Below are 18,603 nucleotides of genomic sequence, written 5' to 3'. Positions count from 1 at the left end.
TCGAGGAATACCTCTACACCCAGTACATCGGCATCGCCGACCCCTACGCCGGCTAACCGCGCTGATCGACTCTTTCTACTGAAGCGACGCGGCAAATTTAATCTCGGTTCAGCTGGAAGGTCCCAATCCCATGGAGCGCGTCCGCTAGGGCTCCAATGCCGCGCATTTCGTCGTATTCGGCGACGACGACGGCAGAAACCCCTGAAGCGATCTGCGCCTGAGGGTCAGGCGTCCTCGATGGGTGCCTCGTCGGCGTCTATTGACAGGTGGGCCCAGACTCGTCGCGTGCTGGGCTGCCAACACCCCAAGCCGTGTATTGAACCTATAGATTGCGGAACTGCCCCACACGCACGGTCCCGCCGACCCGCGAAAACGTTGGATCGTTGTCGAACGGGAGTTCTCGCATCCACCGCAATTCACGTACTTAAACCGCCGATAACGGATCTTACAAAGGCAGCGTGACGTAATCGCGCTTATCACCGCTAAATATTCGACCGCCAAGCGGTCGACAACGATGGCAGGGAAGCACCCAGCCAAGAGAGTTGAGAATCATGACCATTCAAGCAACGCCCCAACGTCTTGTCATAGCCGTTCAAAAACGAGAAGAATTGGACGCCGCCTTGGACAGAGCGCTGAATCTCTTGAAGCCCGTGGCCCTGGCCGAGCGAGTCGGCATCTTGGTGACGCGGCTCGCCCCAGGTTGCTATGAGGCTCGGCTAGACGCTGGACTACCACCGGGCACGACGAGGGAAAGTTGGGGCCCGTCCTTCAATTAGGCGAGAGGATCGTCAGTCTGATGCTCTATGCATGCCCCGCGGCTCGCGATTGGGTTTTCACCCTGAGTAAAGGACGAGACTTCGAGGGCGCTAAGACGAGGAGGTCCGTTTGAACTCTGCTCCGGGAGAGAAGGAACCCGGTCAACCCACAGCCAACATCGATCCCGTAAGGCGGTTCGTACATCGGATGTCTTCGGCGGTCTTGCCCCGTATGCGTTCATGGGAGGGTCCCCAAGTGGAGCGCGTGTCCTGGAGCAAACCGCCACGCCGGGCGAGAAGTCAACCACCAGCCGGGCGCATTCACCAAAGGGTTCAAGGCGGCACGGAGGCAGACGCGTGGGCCGTCGATGACCTGCGTCAGGCGGTCAGCACCGGGTCGGGCAGTGGGGAGTACACCCTGCTATTCCTCTGGATCAAGTTCTGGTCAAACGGAGGCGATGCCCGTATAGCGGAGCTCGGCGCTTTCATTCAGGGTTTGCAGGCACTCTCAGACAATGACTCTGTCGTGTTGGGCATCGTCGTCGACGAACTCCACAGCCCCTGACTCTATCGCCACAGCGGCAGCCCAAAGCGTTAAGTCCAAATCGCTAATATTGGGTCTCTCGAAGCGGACCAAATACCACCGACAATGGACCTTTCGTCGTTCTGGGGACTCGATGGGTTCCGTCGTGCTCCCGGGCAGAGGGTTCTGGTCATGCGCGGTTCTATTCTTTCCGCCATGGGATGTACGAAGGAGGTGCAACACCATGGCGCTCGTTGATTCCCAGTCTTCCGCTGTCCCTGATGCTGGTGCTCAGTCGAGGCCGAGCCCCGGCCAGGGCTCGGGCATTTGGGTGACACAGGGCTGAATGACGGCGCGGATCAGACCGGCTTCCTCCATGCCGGCAGGGCTGCGGCCCTTTGCTGTTTGTTGCATCACAGTGGTCAAAAAAGAAGGTGGGCACAATGTGCACACCCTGGGCTTCGGATCGGATCGGGTCGAACCGGTGCCGGACTGGGCCGGATCGCTGATGTTTTCCGGGGAGTGGCGGTTTTACACGGCCCGGAGTCCGGTTCGAGTCCCACCTCGGGCACGGTGTTTTCCCTGTTCAGGGGCTTTTTGGTGCTTTTTTCGTGTGGACAGTGTCCACACTCTCGCCTCTGATCTGATGTTCCGGGCGTGTGGGGTCCCGGAAACGGCCTATTCGGTTGTGTGGGGGAGCGGCCGCCTACTACGGACCGGGTACCGCCGTGTGGGGCCTCTTCTGGGTGTTCATCCTCGTTCGTCCTTCCGTCGGGTTTTCGCGTTCACTCCTTCATGGTGGCTACAGCCGCGTACAACATGACTTGCTGAATATTCTCTAGATGGACCTGGGTTTGCGGCTGGTCCGGATTCTCCGCTCTGATACCTGTTCATGCAGGAGTGCGGGGGGAACGGCATGACCTGGCAACTGATCCGGAGCTGATCATGAGCTTGCTGAGGGTGGCCAGTCGGCAGGCGTGGCCGGCCTCGGAGGCGAGTTGTAGGAGTTGGTGGGCCCTGCCTCTGCCGTCCCACCATTCAGCCCGCCGCCGCAGCCGTCGTTTTTCCCGTCATCGCCGTATCCGGTTTCTGGGTATCCGGCGTCGCTGTCTTCGCTGTTTTGGCGGTGGGAGCTGGCCACGTTGCCCTCAATCAGATCCGGATGATCTCTGCCTCCGCCGGCGTCAACGCGGCGAGGGCCTCGATCCAGAAGGCCGAAGCGAAGGCGCTGCGGGCCAAGAAGCGGGAAGAAGAACAGATGGCGGTCGCCTCGCAGGTGCCCGAACACAACGAGAGACCGGCCGGCCGCATAGGCTGACCGGTCTCTTCCAGGAGCTTTAGAGCGGCTGGATGTTTTCTGCCTGGGGGCCCTTGGGTCCCTGGGTGATGTCGAACTGAACCTTCTGGTTCTCGTCCAGGGACTTGTAACCGCTGGAGGCGATTGCCGAATAGTGTGCGAACACGTCAGCGCTTCCGTCGTCGGGGGCAATGAATCCGAAGCCCTTTTCGGCGTTGAACCACTTGACAGTACCTGTAGCCATGCTTGTTTCCTTCACGGGTCGCTGGTCGGTTCCGCTTCTCGGATTGCCGTCCCCGCCACTCACAGGTTTGAGCCTATGTGCGGGTTCGGGACCATGGCAACAGATTGCGTCAGCGGCGGACGCTTCTGAGATCGCGGCAGCCAGCGAACCGGCGCGGTGGCCTCACCATAGCGAACTGGGGCCTAAAGGTCTTTAGTCCGGAGATTGGGTGTGAATAGCTTGTTCAGGGATCCTGCTGTGGACGACACGTTGCGGCGCACGGCCACCATTTCAGACTTGGGGGAGTACTGCTAACGGGGGCCCAGCCACGTCAGGTAAGAACGTTGGAAAAGAGAATGGCCCTCAGTGGCAACCGATTACGACGAAGTACGTTCCGCCGTCAAGGAATCACAGGTCCGCTCCCTGGAGGTGCTGCAATCCGCCAACGCCCCGGATGCCAACAGCGTCGTCCGCGAGCTGGACGAATCAGACGCACTGGACGAGGCCATGACACCCGGCGGAGAGTTCGTCTCGGAGGAACTCATCGTCCAAGTCATTCCCTAGGCCGGGGACGAGTTCACCTGCTACTCCTGCCTGGTCCGGCACCGGTCCCAGCTCGCGCGCGAAAAGAACGGCCACTCATACTGCTTCGATTGCGAAGGCTAGTTCGCGCCCGCTCCAGATGCCGGACTCGAATCCGTCTCTATCCGTGAGCCGCAGGCTCTTCGCGCCGTTCCGTTCCCTTCACGGACGGATTTTGAAGGACTCCACTTTGGCGGGGTCGCGTTCAATGACCGGGTCCAGGATGTCATCCACCTGCGCCAGCAGGGCAGGGTCAAGTTTCACTCCTGCTGCGGTTGCTGTGTCTATGAGCTGGTCAGCGCGGGAGGCCCCGACAATGGCAGCCGAGACGTTGGGGTTTTGCAGCACCCAGGCGACGGCGAGGGCGGGCATGGATAGGCCGGCGTCCGCGGCGAGGGGTTTGAGCTGCTGGACCCGGGTGAGGATGTCTTCGGTCAGGTAGCGGTTGTCTGATTTGAGCTCGCCGTCCTCGCCTGTGAATCGGGATGCTGCCGGGGCAGCTTGACCGGGGACATATTTTCCGGTCAGGACGCCTTGTGCCATGGGGGACCAGCAGATCTGTCCCAGGCCCAGCTCCTGGCAAGTGGGGACGACTTCTTCTTCGATGACCCGCCAGAGAAGAGAGTACTGGGGCTGGTTGGAGATGAGTTGAATGCCCAGTTCCCGAGAGAGTACGGCGCCGGCTCGGATTTCCTCCACAGTCCATTCGGAGACGCCGATATACAGGGCCTTGCCCTGACGCACGACGTCGGCGAAGGCCTGCATGGTTTCTTCCAGTGGCGTCTCGTAGTCGTAGCGGTGGGCCTGGTAGAGATCCACATAATCGGTCTGCAGCCGCTTTAGGGAGCCGTTGATGGATTCCATGATGTGCTTGCGGGACAGCCCGCGGTCGTTCCGGCCCTCGCCGGTGGGGAAGTAGACCTTGGTGAAGATCTCGACGCTTTCGCGCCGGACACCGGCCAGCGCTTCACCCAGTGTGTGTTCTGCGCGCGTGCCAGCGTAGGCGTCGGCGGTATCGAAGGTGGTAATGCCCAGATCCAGGGCTTGCCGGACGCAGGCCGTGGCCTCGTCCTGGTCGATCTGCTCGCCGTGGGTCACCCAGTTCCCATAGGCCAGTTCGCTGATGTACATGCCGGAGGATCCAAGTTTGCGGTATTCCATGCTCGTGCTTCTTTCATATCTTGTTGCTACGGTCGTATTCCGGTTTGCGGTGCCATCTGCGGCACACCTGGCCTATGCCAGGGGCGTGATCGTCAGGCTCTCGAGTGTTGCGGAACCGCCGTGGGCGTAAATGGAGACTCCGGTGCTTGTTTTGTCTGGGAATATCAGGTCGGTGAGCACCAGCTCGCCGTGTTGGGCAAAGACTTCAACGGAGCAGTGGTCGAGGTAGATCTTCAGCTCGTATCGGCCGTCCCGGGCGTTGATGGGGGCGGTGTCGACGGAAGAAAATCCGTCATGGAAGCTAGTGTCACCCGAGGCGGTCCGGTCGAGGATGAGGCGGCCTTGGGCGGGGTTGATGCCGATTCGGGTTCCTTCCGTGCCGTTCCCGCGCACGATGAGGCCGAATTCTTCGGCCGTCCCTGCCGTGAACTCGGCTTCGATGAGCTGGACGGTGCCGGTGGCGGCAGGGATGGGGCGTGTGTCCACGGACAGATGGATAGGTCCGACCTGAACTTCCGGCACCTCATCGCGGCCTACGGCTTCCTCGACGACTTTCTGGACCAGTATGGTGCGACTGTCAACGGTGGCCAGGGAGAGTTCCCGGGGTAGAGACATGGGGCTCCGCCAGGGTGAAGTCGGGATCTGATTGGCATAGTCCCAGTTGTTCATCCAGCCGATCATGATTCGCCTGCCGTCGGGGGCGTCGCTGAAGGAGACGGCGGCGTAGTAATCCCGTCCCCAGTCCAGCCAGTCGTACTCCTGAAGGCGGTCGGGGTCCTGCTCTCCGCTGGTGATGGTGGAGTCGGAGGTGAATCGGACGCCGTCGAAGTCTCCTGTGAAGTACTGCCCGGCTGAACCGCCGTTCGGGCCGCCGGGGTTCAGATTTACCGTCAGAACCCATTTAAAATCCAGTGGGTTGTCGTCCACCGGCAGGGCAAACAGGTCCGGGCATTCCCAGATGCCGCCGGTGGCGTTGGCGGGGCCGAAATCGCTGAGGTGTTCCCAGGTTTTCAGGTCCTCAGACTTGTAGAGGACTACTTTGTAGTCGTGGGCTTCCACGGCCGTCATCACCCAGTAGGAGCCGGCTTTGCCGTCATAGCGGAAAACTTTTGGGTCACGGAAGTTGGCGGAGTTGCGGGTGAGCACGGGATTGCCAGCGTATTTTTCCCAGGTGAAGCCGCCGTCCAGACTGTAGGCCAGTGACTGCGCCTGACCGCCGTGCCACGGCGAGGCTTCCTTGTAGGCGCTCGTGTATATGGCCACTAGCGGGGGCGTCGTCTCGGTGCCGAACCCGCTGCTGTTTTGGCTGTCGAACACGATGCTGCCGGAGAAGATGTCCTCCTGGTCATCGCAGGCAATCGCGACAGCCTGCTCGGTCCAGTCAACGAGGTTGTCCGACGTCGCGTGGCCCCAGGACATGTTTCCCCAAGTGTTTCCGAAGGGATTGTTTTGGTAGTAGAGGTGGTAGAGGCCCTGGTGGTGGATCAGTCCGTTGGGGTCATTGAGCCAGGTGTTTCGGGCCGTGTAATGCAGGGCGGGCCGGAAGGTTTCCGGGTGTGTGGTGGTCACGGCCGTCATGGCAGGTGCACTCGTTTCAGATTCGGAATGGGGCAGGAAAGGGGCAGGATATTGCTTTGATCGTCAGGTTGACCGCGGTGCTGGAGACGGAAAGTGATGGTCAGCTGACCAGACTTGCCCGCATTTCCGCCGAGGAGGGCAGGTCCGCACCTGGACGGCCCACGGTGATGGCGGCTGCCAGGGATGCCATGCGGGCGATCTGTTCGAGGACGGGCGGAGCCAGGCCCTCGCCTCCTCTGGTCAGAAGCCCCAGGATGAGGGCCGCCATGTAGGCATCCCCTGCCCCGATGGTGTCCGCGACAACCGTTTCCACAGCGGGGACACTGATTTCCGTCTCTGCGGTGAGCAGGAAGGATCCTTCTGACCCGCGGGTGACCACGACCAGATCCGTGCCGAGTCCGCGTATGTGGCGGGCAGCCTCCTCCGGCGATCTGCGTGGATACAACCATGCGGCGTCCTCGTCGCTGAGTTTCACGACGTCCGTGAGGGGAACGAGATCTTCGAAGATGGTCCTGGCTTCGTGTTGGCTGCCGAGCAGTTCGGGCCGGATGTTGGGATCATAGGTGACAGTGCTGATGCCTGCGCAGTGCTGCAGGAGGGACTTCACGCCGGCCGCTCCGGGGGCGAGGAAGCTGGCGATCGACCCGGCGTGCACGAGCCCGGGCAGGTACGTCGGAGCAAACGGGGACAGTTGCCAGGTGAGGTCGAAGGAATAGGTTGCGGACCCGTCGGTGGCCAGTGTTGCTGTGGCGGTCGATGTGGCGGTGGCGGACCGGGAGCCTGGGAGTAAGTGGACACCTGCACCGGCGAGGTGGTTGCCGATGGCACGACCCCGGTCATCCATGCCGATTGAGGTCAGGAACCCTGTTGATACATCCAGACGGGCGAGTCCATAGGCCACATTGGCAGGGGAGCCCCCGGGGTGCTCTGAGACCCCGTCCCCTGTGTGAACCACGTCAATGAGTGCTTCACCGACAACAATCACCTCCGGCACACCGGAGAGTGCGCCGGATAGTGCGGCAGCTGGTTTCATCGTGTGATTCTTTCTTTGAGATTCGGCAGCCTGTAGCGAAGCTGTCTAGGTCTGATTCGGCCGGCAAGTGGCGGTCTGCGGACCGTCAGGCGGCCGGTACCGGCACTTTCAGCGCCCAATGGGATGCGCTGAGGGCGATACGTTCGCCGGTGCCGCGGCCGGTGTTCCGCGCCGCGGCATCCCTCTTGGGCGGGCGGACGGTCTGGGTCCTGCGGGCGTCGGGGACGGCGGAGAGCAGCAACTGTGTGTATGGGTGATGGGGGGCGGCCATCAGCTCGATGCTCTCTCCGCCCTCGACCAGGTCCCCGGCGCACATCACCATGGTTGTGTCCGCGATGTAGCGGGCGGATGCGAGGTCGTGGGTGATGTAGAGCATGGACACCCCGCGTTCATCGCGGAGCTTGCGCATCAGATTGAGGATTCCGATCCGGACCGAGACATCGAGCATTGAGGTGGGTTCGTCGGCCAGTATGATTTCCGGTTCCACGGCAAGGGCTCTGGCGATGGCGACGCGCTGGCGTTGTCCGCCGGACAGCTGATGCGGGTATCGGTCCAGCATCTGCTCGCCCAGTCCGACTGTTGCCATAAGTTCACGCAGTTTGAGTTTGAGGGCCTTTGGGCTGTCGTTTTCTCCGTGGAGCTGCAGGGGACGCGTCAGGAAGTGCTCGATGCGGTGTGCCGGGTTGAGGGATCCGAAGGGGTCCTGGAAGACCATTTGGACTTTGCTTCGGTATTTCATTGATGCCCCGCGCCGTTCGGTGGCAAAGATGTCTTGTCCGCCAATGATGAGCTGGCCGGCTGTGGGCTGCTCAAGGCGGGCGAGGATGCGGGCGATGGTGCTTTTTCCGCTGCCGGATTCCCCGACAAGTGCCACAATCTCGCCATGGTTGATGTCAAAGGAGACGTCGTTGACTGCGCGTACGGTCGAACGGAAGGGAAAGCTTCCCAGATGGTAGTCCTTGCTCAGGTTGCGTACCTGGACCAGGGGCGCGGTCCCTGTTTCGGGGCCTGGTGAAGTGCTGCGTGCGGGGCTCATCGGCGTGACCTTTCGCGGGGGAGGACATATCCGGGTACGAGTAGGCACGCTGCGTCGTGGTTTGCGGTTTTTGGGAGGAGCGGCGGCGGGACGGTGCGGCACTCATCGATCGCGAGCGGACACCGGGGGTGGAAGCGGCAGCCGGTGGGATGGTGTGCCATATTCGGCGGGGCGTCGGGGAGGCCTGTCAACTCCACTCTCGGACCCGATAGCGGGGGGAACGCTCCCATGAGAGCGTTGGTGTAGGGGTGAAGCGGGTTCTCCAGCATGTCCTTGGAGGGAGCGACCTCGACGAGCTTTCCCGCGTACATCACCGCCATGCGGTGGGAGAGCTCGACCATGAGTGAGATGTCGTGGGTGATGAACAGAATGGAAAACCCCAGGCGCTGCTGAAGTTCCTTGATCTGGTGCATGATTTCCTGCTGGACGACCACGTCCAGCGCTGTGGTGGGTTCGTCCATGATGAGAAGTGAGGGTTTGAGCGCCAGCGCGATCGCGATCACTGCCCGCTGGCGCATTCCGCCGGAGAGCTGGTGCGGGTAGGACTTGAGGCGGTCCGGGCTGATGTCGACGAGTTTCAGCAGTTCCGCGGCACGTTCGCGGGCAGCTTTCTTGGGCATCCGTTCATGCGTGGTGAAGACATCGACGATTTGATCTCCGATGGTCATGACGGGGTTCAGGGAGTTCATCGCGCTTTGGAAGACCATTGCCACGTCGCGCCAGCGGGTGCGTCGCAGTTCTTCTTCGCCCAGGTCCAGGAGATTCCTTCCGGCGAGCTCAATGGAGCCGCCGGTGATTTTTGCCGGGGTCTGCAGGAGCCGCATGACCGCGTTTGCGATGGTGGACTTGCCGCAGCCTGATTCACCGGCGAGGCCGAAGACTTCTCCGGCGCCGATGTCGAAGCTGACGTCGTCCACGGCCGTGACGTTTCCGCTTTCTGCCGTGTATTGGACCTGCAGGTTTTTCACGCTCAGCACGGGAGCGGCGGCGGTATGGCCGTTGTTTGCCCGGTCTTCTTCAGTCAGGGTTTCCATCTGTCAGCCTTTCTTTTCCACGCGCAGGCGGGGGTTGGTGATTTCGTCAACGGCGTAGTTGATCATGGCCAGGGCAAATGCGACGACGGCGATGGCTACGCCCGAGGGCAGGAGGACCCACCAGTCGCCGGTCATGAGGGCGCCGTCGTTGTTTGCCCAATAGAGGTTGGTCCCCCAGCTGACGGACCCGGTATCGCCGAGCCCCAGGAACTCCAGGCCTGCCTGGGCGCCGATGCCGTAAATGACGCAGCCGAGCAGGGTGCTCATGACGATGGAGGCCATGTTGGGCAGGATTTCCCGGAACATGATGCGCCAGGCTTTCTCACCGGTTACCACGGCCGCGGCGACGAAGTCCTTGCTGCGCAGAGACAGTGCCTGGGAGCGGAGCACCCGGGCGCTGCCTGCCCAGCCGGTGATGACCAGGACGATGACGACCGTGGCGGGTCCCGGCGGTAGGAACGCGGCGAGCACCACCAGGAGCGGAAGTCCGGGGATGAGCAGGAAAATGTTGGTCAGGAGCGAGAGTACTTCGTCGATGGCTTTGCCGAAGTACGCGGAGGCGATGCCGACGAGACAGCCGATGAAGGTCGCCGCTATGCCGACGGTGAATCCGACCGTCAGCGAGCTTCTCGATCCCCACAGGGTCAAAGCGAGGACGTCCTGTCCCTTGGAGGTGGTTCCTAGCAGGTGGTTCCCTGATGGCGCCAGAGATGCTTCGGGGCCGAAATCGGAGGGGTTTCCCGGTGCGAGGAGGGGTGCCAGCAGTGCGAGGAGGGCAAATACGACCAGGATGGCCAGCCCGAAGAGGGCCTTCTTGTTCGTGAGGATGCCGTGGACGAACCCGCCGTGGGCCACGCGTCCGCGGACCGGAGGTTCCGGTACTTGAATGGTGGGGTTGCCGGCCGTGGTGGTTGCGGTAGGTGTTGAGTCTGTAAGTGACATGAGGGACCTGTTTCTAGCTGACCCGGACCCGGGGGTCCAGCCTTACGTAAATGATGTCGACCAGGAAGTTAGCTGCCAGCACGGCGGCGGTGATGGTGAGGAAGATGCCTTGGGTCAGCGGGTAGTCCAGTGCCTGGACGGATGTCAGGAGCTGGTAGCCGATGCCCGGGTAAGCGAACACGGTCTCGGTGAGGAGAGCGCCGCCGACGACGAAGCCGAGGGACATGCCGAACGATGTTACGGAGGGCAGCATGGCGTTGCGGGCCGCGTACTGGAACATGATTCGTGCCGGACGGAGTCCCTTGGCCCGGGCCATTGTGATGTAGTCCTCAGCGGTGGTGGCGATCATCGTGTTGCGCATTCCCAGCATCCAGCCGCCGATGGAGACCAGGACGATGGTCAGGGCCGGGAGGATGAGGTGAGCGGCTACGTCGCCGATGTATTTAAGGGAGAACGAGGGGCTGAGGCCTGTGGAGAAGGCATGGCTTAGAGGCAGCCAGCCCAGGGTTATCCCGAACAGATAGAGGGCGGCCATGGCCAGCCAAAAGTAGGGAAATGATCCGACGAAAATCAGCAGAGGGGGGAAGACGGAGTCCAGGAACTTTCCGCGCCGCCACGCTGCCAGAACGCCGAGGAAATTGCCAAGAATGACGGCAATGATCAGGGAGGTGCCGCCGAGCAGGAGGGTCCAGCCGATTTGTGATCCGATCACCTCCGAAACGGGGGAGGGGAATCGGGACAGGGAGATGCCCATGTCCCCACGGAAGATCTTGCCGATGTAGGCGATGTACTGCTCCCATAGGGGCCGGTCGTCCAGACCGAAGAGCCGCCGGAGCGCATCCACCTGGTCCGGGCGCATCTGGGACTGTACTTGGGAGAACATTCTGCTGACAGGGTCCCCGGGCATCAGTCTCGGGAGGAAGAAATTCAGGGTGATGCAGGCCCAGAAGGCGATGACGTAGAACCCCAGGCGGCGGAGGAGGAATACCATGATTCCGCTTCTTTCTTGGTGATTGTTGCGCCGCCCGGGGTCGGTCCGGGTCCGGCAGGTGGTAACGGGTGTTTGTGTGGGGCTTTGGTGGCTGTTCGGGGCCGGTTGCCCCGAACAGCCACGTGAGGCCTACTGGGCCGGCTTGAGTGAGGTCAGAACCAGAACTGTGGTGGCGGAGCGGGCCGACAGCGTTGCATACGGGTTATCGCTGCTGGGCCAGCCCGTGAATCGCTGGTCGGTGTAGGCGCCCCACGCCGGGCCCGAGAACAGCGGGATCACCGGGGCCACGTCATTGAACCGTGCCTCCAGGGAGTCGACGAGGCTCTTCTGCGTTGCCGGGTCTGCCGTCGCTGCGAGCTTGTCGAGCGTTGCGGTGGCTTCCGGGTCGCCGAACCGGTGGTAGTTTTCGTTGGCCTTTTCGCCGACCGGCACAACGACTTTCTGTGACATTACGCCGCGGTAGAACTCGAAGGGCGTCGCGGCTCCGTTGCTCCAGACGATGCCGCTGTCGAAGGATCCGTCTGTGTAGCCGGAGACGACCTGGGACCAGTCAGGGGAGCTGACTTCGACCTTCACGCCGAGTTTTTCCATGTTCTTGGAGATGATCTGGCCGACGGAGAGCCAGTCAGAAGATGCCGAGCCGACAGAGAACTTGAACTGGAACGGCTTGCCGTCCTTGAGGGTGCGGATACCGTCGGTTCCCTTCTTGTAGCCGGCGTCATCGAGCATCTGGTTGGCTTTATCCACGTTCAGTTTTGTCCAGTCGCACTTGTCGACGACGCTCTGGTCGCGCCAGCTGTTATAGGCGTCGCTGAGGCCGGTGCAGTCGGCAGGATGGGTGTACCCGGACATCCCCAGGCTGGCGACCTGGTCGCGGTCCACGGCCATGCTGAGTGCTTTGCGTACGACTGCATCATCAAATGGAGCCTTGGTGGTGTTCATCTGCCAGTTGATCGTGCCACCGGTGGTGGGGTACCAGAAGTGCCGGTGCGCCGGATCCTTGTCGATAAAGGTTTTCTGGACGTTGGGGATGAACTGGTCGCTCCAGTCCACATCACCGTTCTGCAGGGCGAGATTCGCCCCGGAGTTGCCGGCGAATGCCAGCATCCTGATGCCGATGAGCTGCTGATTCTCGGGCTGCCAGTAGTTGGGGTTCTTGTCCAGTTCGAATGACTGTGTCTGGAAATTGGAGACCTGCGTGTAAGGGCCTGTGCCTACCGGGTTCTCGTTGGTGGCCTTTGCCGGGTCCGCGATCTGGGACCAGACATGCTTAGGGGCGATGACCTGCTGGCCGACTTCGTAAAGTCCGGGAGCGTAGGGCTTGTTGAAATCGAAACGGACGGTGTGCGCGTCGACGGCCGAGACCTTAGCCAGGTAGTCAAATCCGCCTTGGATCTTCATCTGAAGTTCAAAGGTGTACACAACATCGTCGGCGGTCAGGGGCTGTCCGTCTGACCATTTGACCCCGTCACGGAGCGTGAAGGTGGCTCCCTTGCCGTCTTCATCTGCTTTCCATGAAGCGCCGAGCCAGGGTACCGGTTCCCCTTTGACAGGGTTGACGATCAGCAGGGGCTCGAAGACCGACTCCTTCGTCATCGGAAGCGCTTTCGGGGAGAAGGGGTTGAAGTTGCTGGTGAACGTTGCAGTGTCCTCCCGGGGGATTGTCAAGAGCCCGTTGGAGGCACTCCCACCATTTGTTGTGCCCCCGGATGTGTTTCCGGCGCCGCAGCCGGTGAGAGCCAGGGCGCCGATCGCCAGTGTGGCTGCAACAACCGACAGTGACCTTTTGGGGTGGATTTTGGGCATGAGGGAGCTCGTTTCGTCAGTGAAAGGGAGATGGGTTAGCGGATGGTGGAAGTCAGGATGCCGGGACCGGCAGGCGCACGGATGTACGCTCCACCAAAGGGCATTCGACAATGTGTTGGAGCGGGGCCAGATCGCGGTTCGCTGCCAGTTTGGCCAGCAGCGCGACGCCGGTTGCCCCCATTTGCCGGAACGGCAGCGCGACTGTCGTCAGGCTGGGACGCAGGTAGTTGGCGATAATTTCCTGGTTGTCGAAGCCAACCACGGAGATATCGTCCCCAATACGAAACCCTCGTTCTTTGATTGCGTCGTAAGCGCCCATGGCCATGCGGTCAGTGGCGCAGAAGATCGCGGTTGGAGGCCGGGCGCCATCAAGGAGGGCAGCTGCCGCGCGGTAGCCCTGGTCTGCCTCGCCGTCCTCGTTGATGACCAACTTCTCGTCCAGGCCTATACCGGCCTCTTCAAGGGCGCAGACATATCCGGACCGGCGGCCGACGGCTGCTGGAATGGCCGGATCAAGGTTGATGAATCCGATCCGGTCGTGTCCGGCCCTAATGAGCCTCATGGTGGCGGCGTAGCCACCCTGAGCCTCGTCAGGAATGACCGAATGGAGCTGGGCTGCCTCGTCAAAACAGTGAACCAGGACCGTCGGCACCTCGGCTGTAAGAGCAGGCAACCGCACACCCCTATGCCAGCTTGTTGCATAGATCAGACCCTCGACACGGTGCTCAAGCATCGTCTCGATGGCCCGCCGGTCGGAGTCGCTGCTGCCGTCAGTGCTGGCTATGAGAAGCGTCTTACCCTCCCGCGCTGCCTGTTCCTCGGCGCCTCGGACGATGTTGGCGGCATAAGGCGCGATCACGATTTCCGTGATGAGCCCGTAGAGCTTGGTGTGTTTGGCTGCCAAAGCACGGGCTCCGGCGTTCGGGCGGTAGCCCAGTTCGGTCACGGCCTGAAGGACGCGGTCACGGGTTTCTTGTGGAATTCCGTTTCCCGTTCCTCCATTCAGGACAAAGGAAACAGTCGTTCGAGAGACTCCGACATAGTTCGCGACATCCTGCATCGTCACTTTGGCCTGCCGTGGGTGCGTCTCCATTGACCGTCCGATGTCTAGTAAGTAGGGATGAATATTGGGTGAGAGTCTAGCCGGATCTACTGATGCGCGTTACTAACGCGCGTTAGTGGATGTGAGATAAAACATATCCCGTGGTGTGTTGGAGTGTCAAGGCTGTCGGCGAGCAATCAGCGGATGGAGCAACTGGTGAGCTGTGCATCGTCGCGGCCGACCTTGGGAAACGCACAACCGGTCACCGGGCACAGGATCCCGCGGGGCAGCACTCTGGGTGCGAATCCCTCAGGCGGCCCGGACTTCAGCGTCCAGGCACATGGCGGGAGGGCAAATCACCGGATCTTAATCTGCACATCCTACTTACACGTCTGCGGATCACTTCTAGGAGTATTTGCCCCGTCGGCGTCCAAGGTTGCACCCCGACGGCCAGCTATCGGCTCAGGATTCGACGTGTCTCGCGAGGAGAACGTCGAATGGTCGCAGTTGTGAGCAAGAAAGCCCGCCTGTTTGATTGTTCACACGAAGCGCTGCGGCCGTCCGGATCGTTGCGAAGGACGAGATTCTTCACAACACACTTTCGGCGTACTTGAGGACTTCAAGAGTGCTTCGGAATTCGCCGACGAAGGGGGGTGGCCGGTTCCCTAATAGGTGATTTGCGCCACCAGGGTACTCTCCACGCGGCCTCGGATGTCGTCCCGGCGGTGAACCAGCTAGAAATGCACTCGACCTTTCAGCGGCGCGGCCCTGCGGCCGTGAGCCGCTCTCTGGGCCTCGCCGTCGAGTCATACGGTCATTGGGGCAGGGCGGCGACCTCGCGCAGCCACTGAGCAATCGATGGCGGCCCGGCAACGTGCCACTCCCGCCCAGATTTTGTTCGCCTGGCATCTCGCCACTAGCACGATCATCATCCGCCAGCGCTCATCCCGCCCTTGCCGCGCGCAGCCAGCTCCAGCAACTTTTGCGGCAGAGCGATGGAGACGGTCCCATTCGGTCTCCGCCGGAACCGTCTCCAGCCTTCATGGCCAATTTCTGGATCCGGTAACAAAATGGCAAAAAAGGGGGTGTGCACAATGTGGACACCCCGGGGTCGGATCGGGTCGTACTGGTGCCGGACTGGCCCGTACTCGGTATGTTTCCGGGGGAGTCCAGTGTTTGCGGGGGATGGAACCCGGTTCGAGTCCCACCTCGGGCACGTGTTTTCCCTGTTCAGGGGCCTTTTGGTGCTTTTTCGTGTGCACATTGTGCACACTCCCGCCTCTGATCTGATATTCCGGGTGTGTGGGGTCCCGGAACGGCCTATTCGGTTGTGTAGGGGAGCGACTGACTACGGCGGACCGTGTGCCGCCCTGTGGGGTCTCTTCTGGGTGTTCATCCTCTTTGGTCCTTCCGTTGGGTTTTCGCGTTCACCAATTCATTGCGGCTAGGACTGCGTACAACATGACTTGCTGATTATTCTTTAAATCGACCGGGGGTTGCGGCCGGTCCGGAATTTCCGCTCGGATACCTGTTCATGCAGGACTGCGGGGGGAACGGCATGATTGTCAACTGATCCGGAGCAGATCATGAGGTCGTTGAGCCTGGCCAGTCGGTGGGCAGTGCCGGCTTTGAGGGCGCCTTGTAGGAATTGGTGGGCTTTGCTGCCCTCAGTATATGAATTGCCCCCGGCTGGGTCCGTTGCACTTGGCCGGGCCCCTCGCCGCAGAGTCCCGGATCTCGACCGACGGAACGGGGCTAAGATGACTCACTCGTTCTAACGTGAGCCAGCAAAAATATCTTTGATTGACGCTCTATCGACCCTAGGTTCCAGCAGTCTGTCGTCCTGTACTCTGACCGGCTCGGCTCCCGTTCAGACTGCAGCTGAGTGGACCGGGCAGCCGTAATTCTGTCAGCGCTCATAGGGCATTCAGTTGCCTATCTGAGTGCCCATTGGATACTTCGCCCCAGGACCGGCCGCTGCTGCGGCGTGTTTCTGTGTGACTTGGTAGCTGTATCCGAGCATTTCGGCGACGAGCGGCGCGGGGACCACGTTGACGTGGGCGCAAACTATTGGCCATTGACAGGATGCGTTGCGTGCCACTAGGAGGTCGATGCCGGCCTCCCGGAGACGATCCATGAGGGTGTTGGGGTGGATGTGCTGCCCTGCGCGGTAGCCGGGGAACGGCCATTCGCTGCCTGAGAGGCGGGTGGCCGTCCTTGCGGTATCTCGGCGGTACGACGTCGGTTCTGCTTTTGGATCTTGTTCTACGAACGCTATTCGATTTTCGGCAGGCCCAATCATCGCTAGGCCTACCCCTCTCCTGCCTCGTGGCTTGCTGTTCCTTAGAGTTCTGCTGAGGAGTAGCGTCTGCATATCAAACCGCAGCCACGCCAGACGGAGAGTAGAGAATGGCAAACGAGAAAAGTGGGGCCACCCCGATGAATCCGCTCGAGTATCCTTGGGATCCACCCCCTACCTCGGGTCTCATTGTTGGTCGTGAGTTCCTTTCCATACAGTTAGTGGACGGGCGGCGCTTGGGTCAATCTCATCGACGGAACGGTCCGGGCGAATCCTTTTCTTCATGTTGCCTAAACAAGGCCCTTGTCGAGGCGAACGCCGCACCGCTTGACAACCGTTTTCTGGTAGTTTCTATTGGCTCGAATTCAAGCCCGGACGTAATGAGGCGGAAGTTCGCACAGTATAGGCAGCCTGTAAGCAGAGTCCTGCCCTTGGTCCGTGCTCAGTTACACAACGTGGGGATCGGACACTCTGCGCACGTGAGTCGCGTTGGTTACATTGCGGCAGCTCCCTATTTCCGGTCTGGAGCCCGCACCACAGTCTGGGTTTCCTGGCTGGACGAACGCCAACTGCTGGCGCTCGACGAAACTGAGCCCAATTACCGGCGAATTCAACTTGATGGAGGGACTTGTCCGCTTGTTTTAGACAATGGAGAGCGACCAGAAACATATTCTCTGTTCGCCTCGCGCTGGGGTGTTCTGACCGGTGGCAACGGAGAAAAGCTTCCATTCACTGACCAGAGCACCCTTTTTCGGCTCCTCACAGATACTGGAGGCCCGGACATTGGGGTCAATCATGGAAGTCCGTTCTTTCAGGGGCCGGCTGAGCGAGTTGCTATGAGGCTCGCGACGCCCTCGAATCAGATTTGGGCCAAAGAGTGGTTTCGCGAGGCCGGTCTCGCAGGGAAATCCGACTTCGAGACCTTAGCACCGTCGAGGCTCACCCCATATGGCAATGTGCTCTCGATCGAGCGGCCAGCGCAAAGAGGAACATTCCGTGCGCTGCCCACAGATGATCTCATCGAGCGCCAAGGCCAGCAATGCATTGGAATTCGTCCAGACGACGCGGAAGAGTTCGGAATTCAGCAAAATGCCGTCGTGACGGCATTTGTGGAAGGAAGCACCCTCTCGGGCCGGCCAGGGCTAATGGTTCGCGTGGTACAGGTGGATGGGTTAGATAGAGGCACAGTGGCGGTGGACCAGATAGTACGCAACGCCTTAGGCATCGAGCGTCAGGAATTCGTTTCACTACAACCCGCGAGCCCTCCCCGAACAAGCCGTGTTCTTAGCTTCATTGGAGATCCCAGCTACATAGTTTGTCGAGTGCAGGCCGCGGACCTTGCCAGCGTGGAGCAAGACGTTGCCCTCATGGAACCGCTGGCTATGCGGTTTCTCGGAATTCTGCAGGGGGACGCCATCATCTTGGAGGGTGTCCAATGCAATGATGTTGGCGTCCTCCAGCCGGTGAGGTTGAGGTGTATCGAGCTTCCAGACAGCATAAAGGATCGGCGCACATCTTTGTCGGGCGGCGGCTTGGAGTCCCGGTTTCCCAGTTCCGCTGATGCTTTGGGAGTCTTTCCTGACCTTCCGGCTATTTTTCTGGATGCATCGATACGAAGTAGGCTTGGGCTTGGCAGTAGCAAGCTGTCTGCTGTAAGAATCCGTGCTAGCAGGCGACACCAACTGTTCACCCAACTGCGGGAAGTGTTGTTAGTTCTTGTGCTCGCATTGATCGGGATTGTATCCATCGTTCCGGATCGGTGGGGTGTCTTCGCAGCCATCCTCGTGATCTTTGCCATCGCAATCGGCGTGGTTATTTTCAGGTTGCGCGGTCAACTGGGTTTACGCAGAAAGCCCTCAAAACTTATACGAGCATTACGTCGCGCCCGATAAGATCCGCAGCGGTGACGATTCGCCAAGAATGTTGACGTCCCGAAAATAGGGCCAGAATCGCCAACTGAAAAAGCGCTGGGCGACGTATTTCAAATCGTTCTCGCGGCCGCGCTCCTTTTCGCGCCGGGGCAATTGCCCATGCGCGGCTCAGGACCCCGACGACTAGCAGATTCAGATCTCCCAGGCAGGGAATGCCCGGCGCGGAGCGCCCGGATTGCGTGCAGGGAACCGCCCAGCAGCAGAAGGCGTTGCTGATGAGCCCTTGACGCCTCCGCGGAAAGCTCCTAGCCTCGATTTTTCATGATGCTCGTTGATGGTCGCTGATTTGTGGCTGCGGCTGGTGGGCGGTTGTTTTCTGTTTTCGGGCAGTCTGGTGTGGCCTGTTGGTTCGCCTGGGTTGGCGCCGGTT

The 18,603-nt window shown here is 60.8% G+C and carries 12 protein-coding genes and 1 pseudogene; 3 read left to right on the top strand and 10 right to left on the bottom strand.

The features are described from left to right. Positions 1 to 2,440: 2,440 nt before the first annotated feature. Positions 2,441 to 2,596 (top strand): hypothetical protein, encoded by a 156-nt coding sequence (locus QCD75_RS19935; RefSeq protein WP_301231197.1) that lies wholly within the window; start codon positions 2,441 to 2,443, stop codon positions 2,594 to 2,596. Between the two features lie 19 nt (positions 2,597 to 2,615). Here QCD75_RS19935 and QCD75_RS19930 read toward each other — a convergent pair whose 3' ends face one another. Continuing rightward, positions 2,616 to 2,819, bottom strand: coding sequence for a cold-shock protein (locus QCD75_RS19930; protein ID WP_091256599.1), 204 nt, complete (start codon positions 2,817 to 2,819; stop codon positions 2,616 to 2,618). Positions 2,820 to 3,164: 345 nt separating this feature from the next. Between QCD75_RS19930 and QCD75_RS19925 the strand changes: the two are divergent. After that, positions 3,165 to 3,464, top strand: a pseudogene (locus QCD75_RS19925) (DUF4193 domain-containing protein). Between the two features lie 78 nt (positions 3,465 to 3,542). Here the strand turns inward: QCD75_RS19925 and QCD75_RS19920 are convergent. The 9 genes from QCD75_RS19920 to QCD75_RS19880 form a co-directional block, all read right to left on the bottom strand. Beyond that, complete coding sequence (locus QCD75_RS19920; protein WP_301231195.1) at positions 3,543 to 4,541, bottom strand: aldo/keto reductase family protein; 999 nt, start codon at positions 4,539 to 4,541, stop codon at positions 3,543 to 3,545. 72 nt (positions 4,542 to 4,613) lie between these two features. Beyond that, the gene (locus tag QCD75_RS19915) at positions 4,614 to 6,119 is read right to left on the bottom strand and encodes a glycoside hydrolase family 32 protein (protein ID WP_301231194.1); all 1,506 of its coding nucleotides are present in this window, start codon (positions 6,117 to 6,119) and stop codon (positions 4,614 to 4,616) included. Positions 6,120 to 6,219: 100 nt separating this feature from the next. Further along, complete coding sequence (locus tag QCD75_RS19910) at positions 6,220 to 7,152, bottom strand: carbohydrate kinase family protein (RefSeq protein ID WP_301231193.1); 933 nt, start codon at positions 7,150 to 7,152, stop codon at positions 6,220 to 6,222. 85 nt (positions 7,153 to 7,237) lie between these two features. Continuing rightward, positions 7,238 to 8,188 (bottom strand): ATP-binding cassette domain-containing protein, encoded by a 951-nt coding sequence (locus QCD75_RS19905; RefSeq protein WP_301231192.1) that lies wholly within the window; start codon positions 8,186 to 8,188, stop codon positions 7,238 to 7,240. After that, positions 8,185 to 9,222: an ABC transporter ATP-binding protein gene (locus QCD75_RS19900; protein ID WP_301231191.1), complete on the bottom strand. Its 1,038-nt coding sequence runs from the start codon at positions 9,220 to 9,222 to the stop codon at positions 8,185 to 8,187. The genes QCD75_RS19905 and QCD75_RS19900 overlap by 4 nt, the downstream gene beginning before the upstream one ends. A 3-nt stretch (positions 9,223 to 9,225) precedes the next feature. Further along, a complete protein-coding gene (locus QCD75_RS19895; protein ID WP_301231190.1) occupies positions 9,226 to 10,164 on the bottom strand; it encodes an ABC transporter permease in 939 nt (312 codons plus the stop codon). A 13-nt stretch (positions 10,165 to 10,177) separates the two neighbouring features. Next, complete coding sequence (locus QCD75_RS19890) at positions 10,178 to 11,155, bottom strand: ABC transporter permease (protein WP_301231189.1); 978 nt, start codon at positions 11,153 to 11,155, stop codon at positions 10,178 to 10,180. Between the two features lie 129 nt (positions 11,156 to 11,284). Next, positions 11,285 to 12,823: an ABC transporter substrate-binding protein gene (locus QCD75_RS19885; protein WP_301231187.1), complete on the bottom strand. Its 1,539-nt coding sequence runs from the start codon at positions 12,821 to 12,823 to the stop codon at positions 11,285 to 11,287. A 190-nt stretch (positions 12,824 to 13,013) separates the two neighbouring features. Continuing rightward, complete coding sequence (locus QCD75_RS19880; RefSeq protein ID WP_301231199.1) at positions 13,014 to 14,021, bottom strand: LacI family DNA-binding transcriptional regulator; 1,008 nt, start codon at positions 14,019 to 14,021, stop codon at positions 13,014 to 13,016. 2,760 nt (positions 14,022 to 16,781) lie between these two features. On the opposite strand from QCD75_RS19880, the gene QCD75_RS19875 reads away from it, so the two are divergent. Continuing rightward, positions 16,782 to 18,194 (top strand): hypothetical protein, encoded by a 1,413-nt coding sequence (locus QCD75_RS19875; protein WP_301231185.1) that lies wholly within the window; start codon positions 16,782 to 16,784, stop codon positions 18,192 to 18,194. Positions 18,195 to 18,603: the final 409 nt, after the last annotated feature.

It is taken from the genome of Arthrobacter sp. PsM3, assembly GCF_030433895.1.
Taxonomy (GTDB): domain Bacteria; phylum Actinomycetota; class Actinomycetes; order Actinomycetales; family Micrococcaceae; genus Arthrobacter.
The sequence above is the reverse complement of the archived record's forward strand: the minus strand, read 5'-3'. Positions and strand labels throughout refer to the sequence as shown.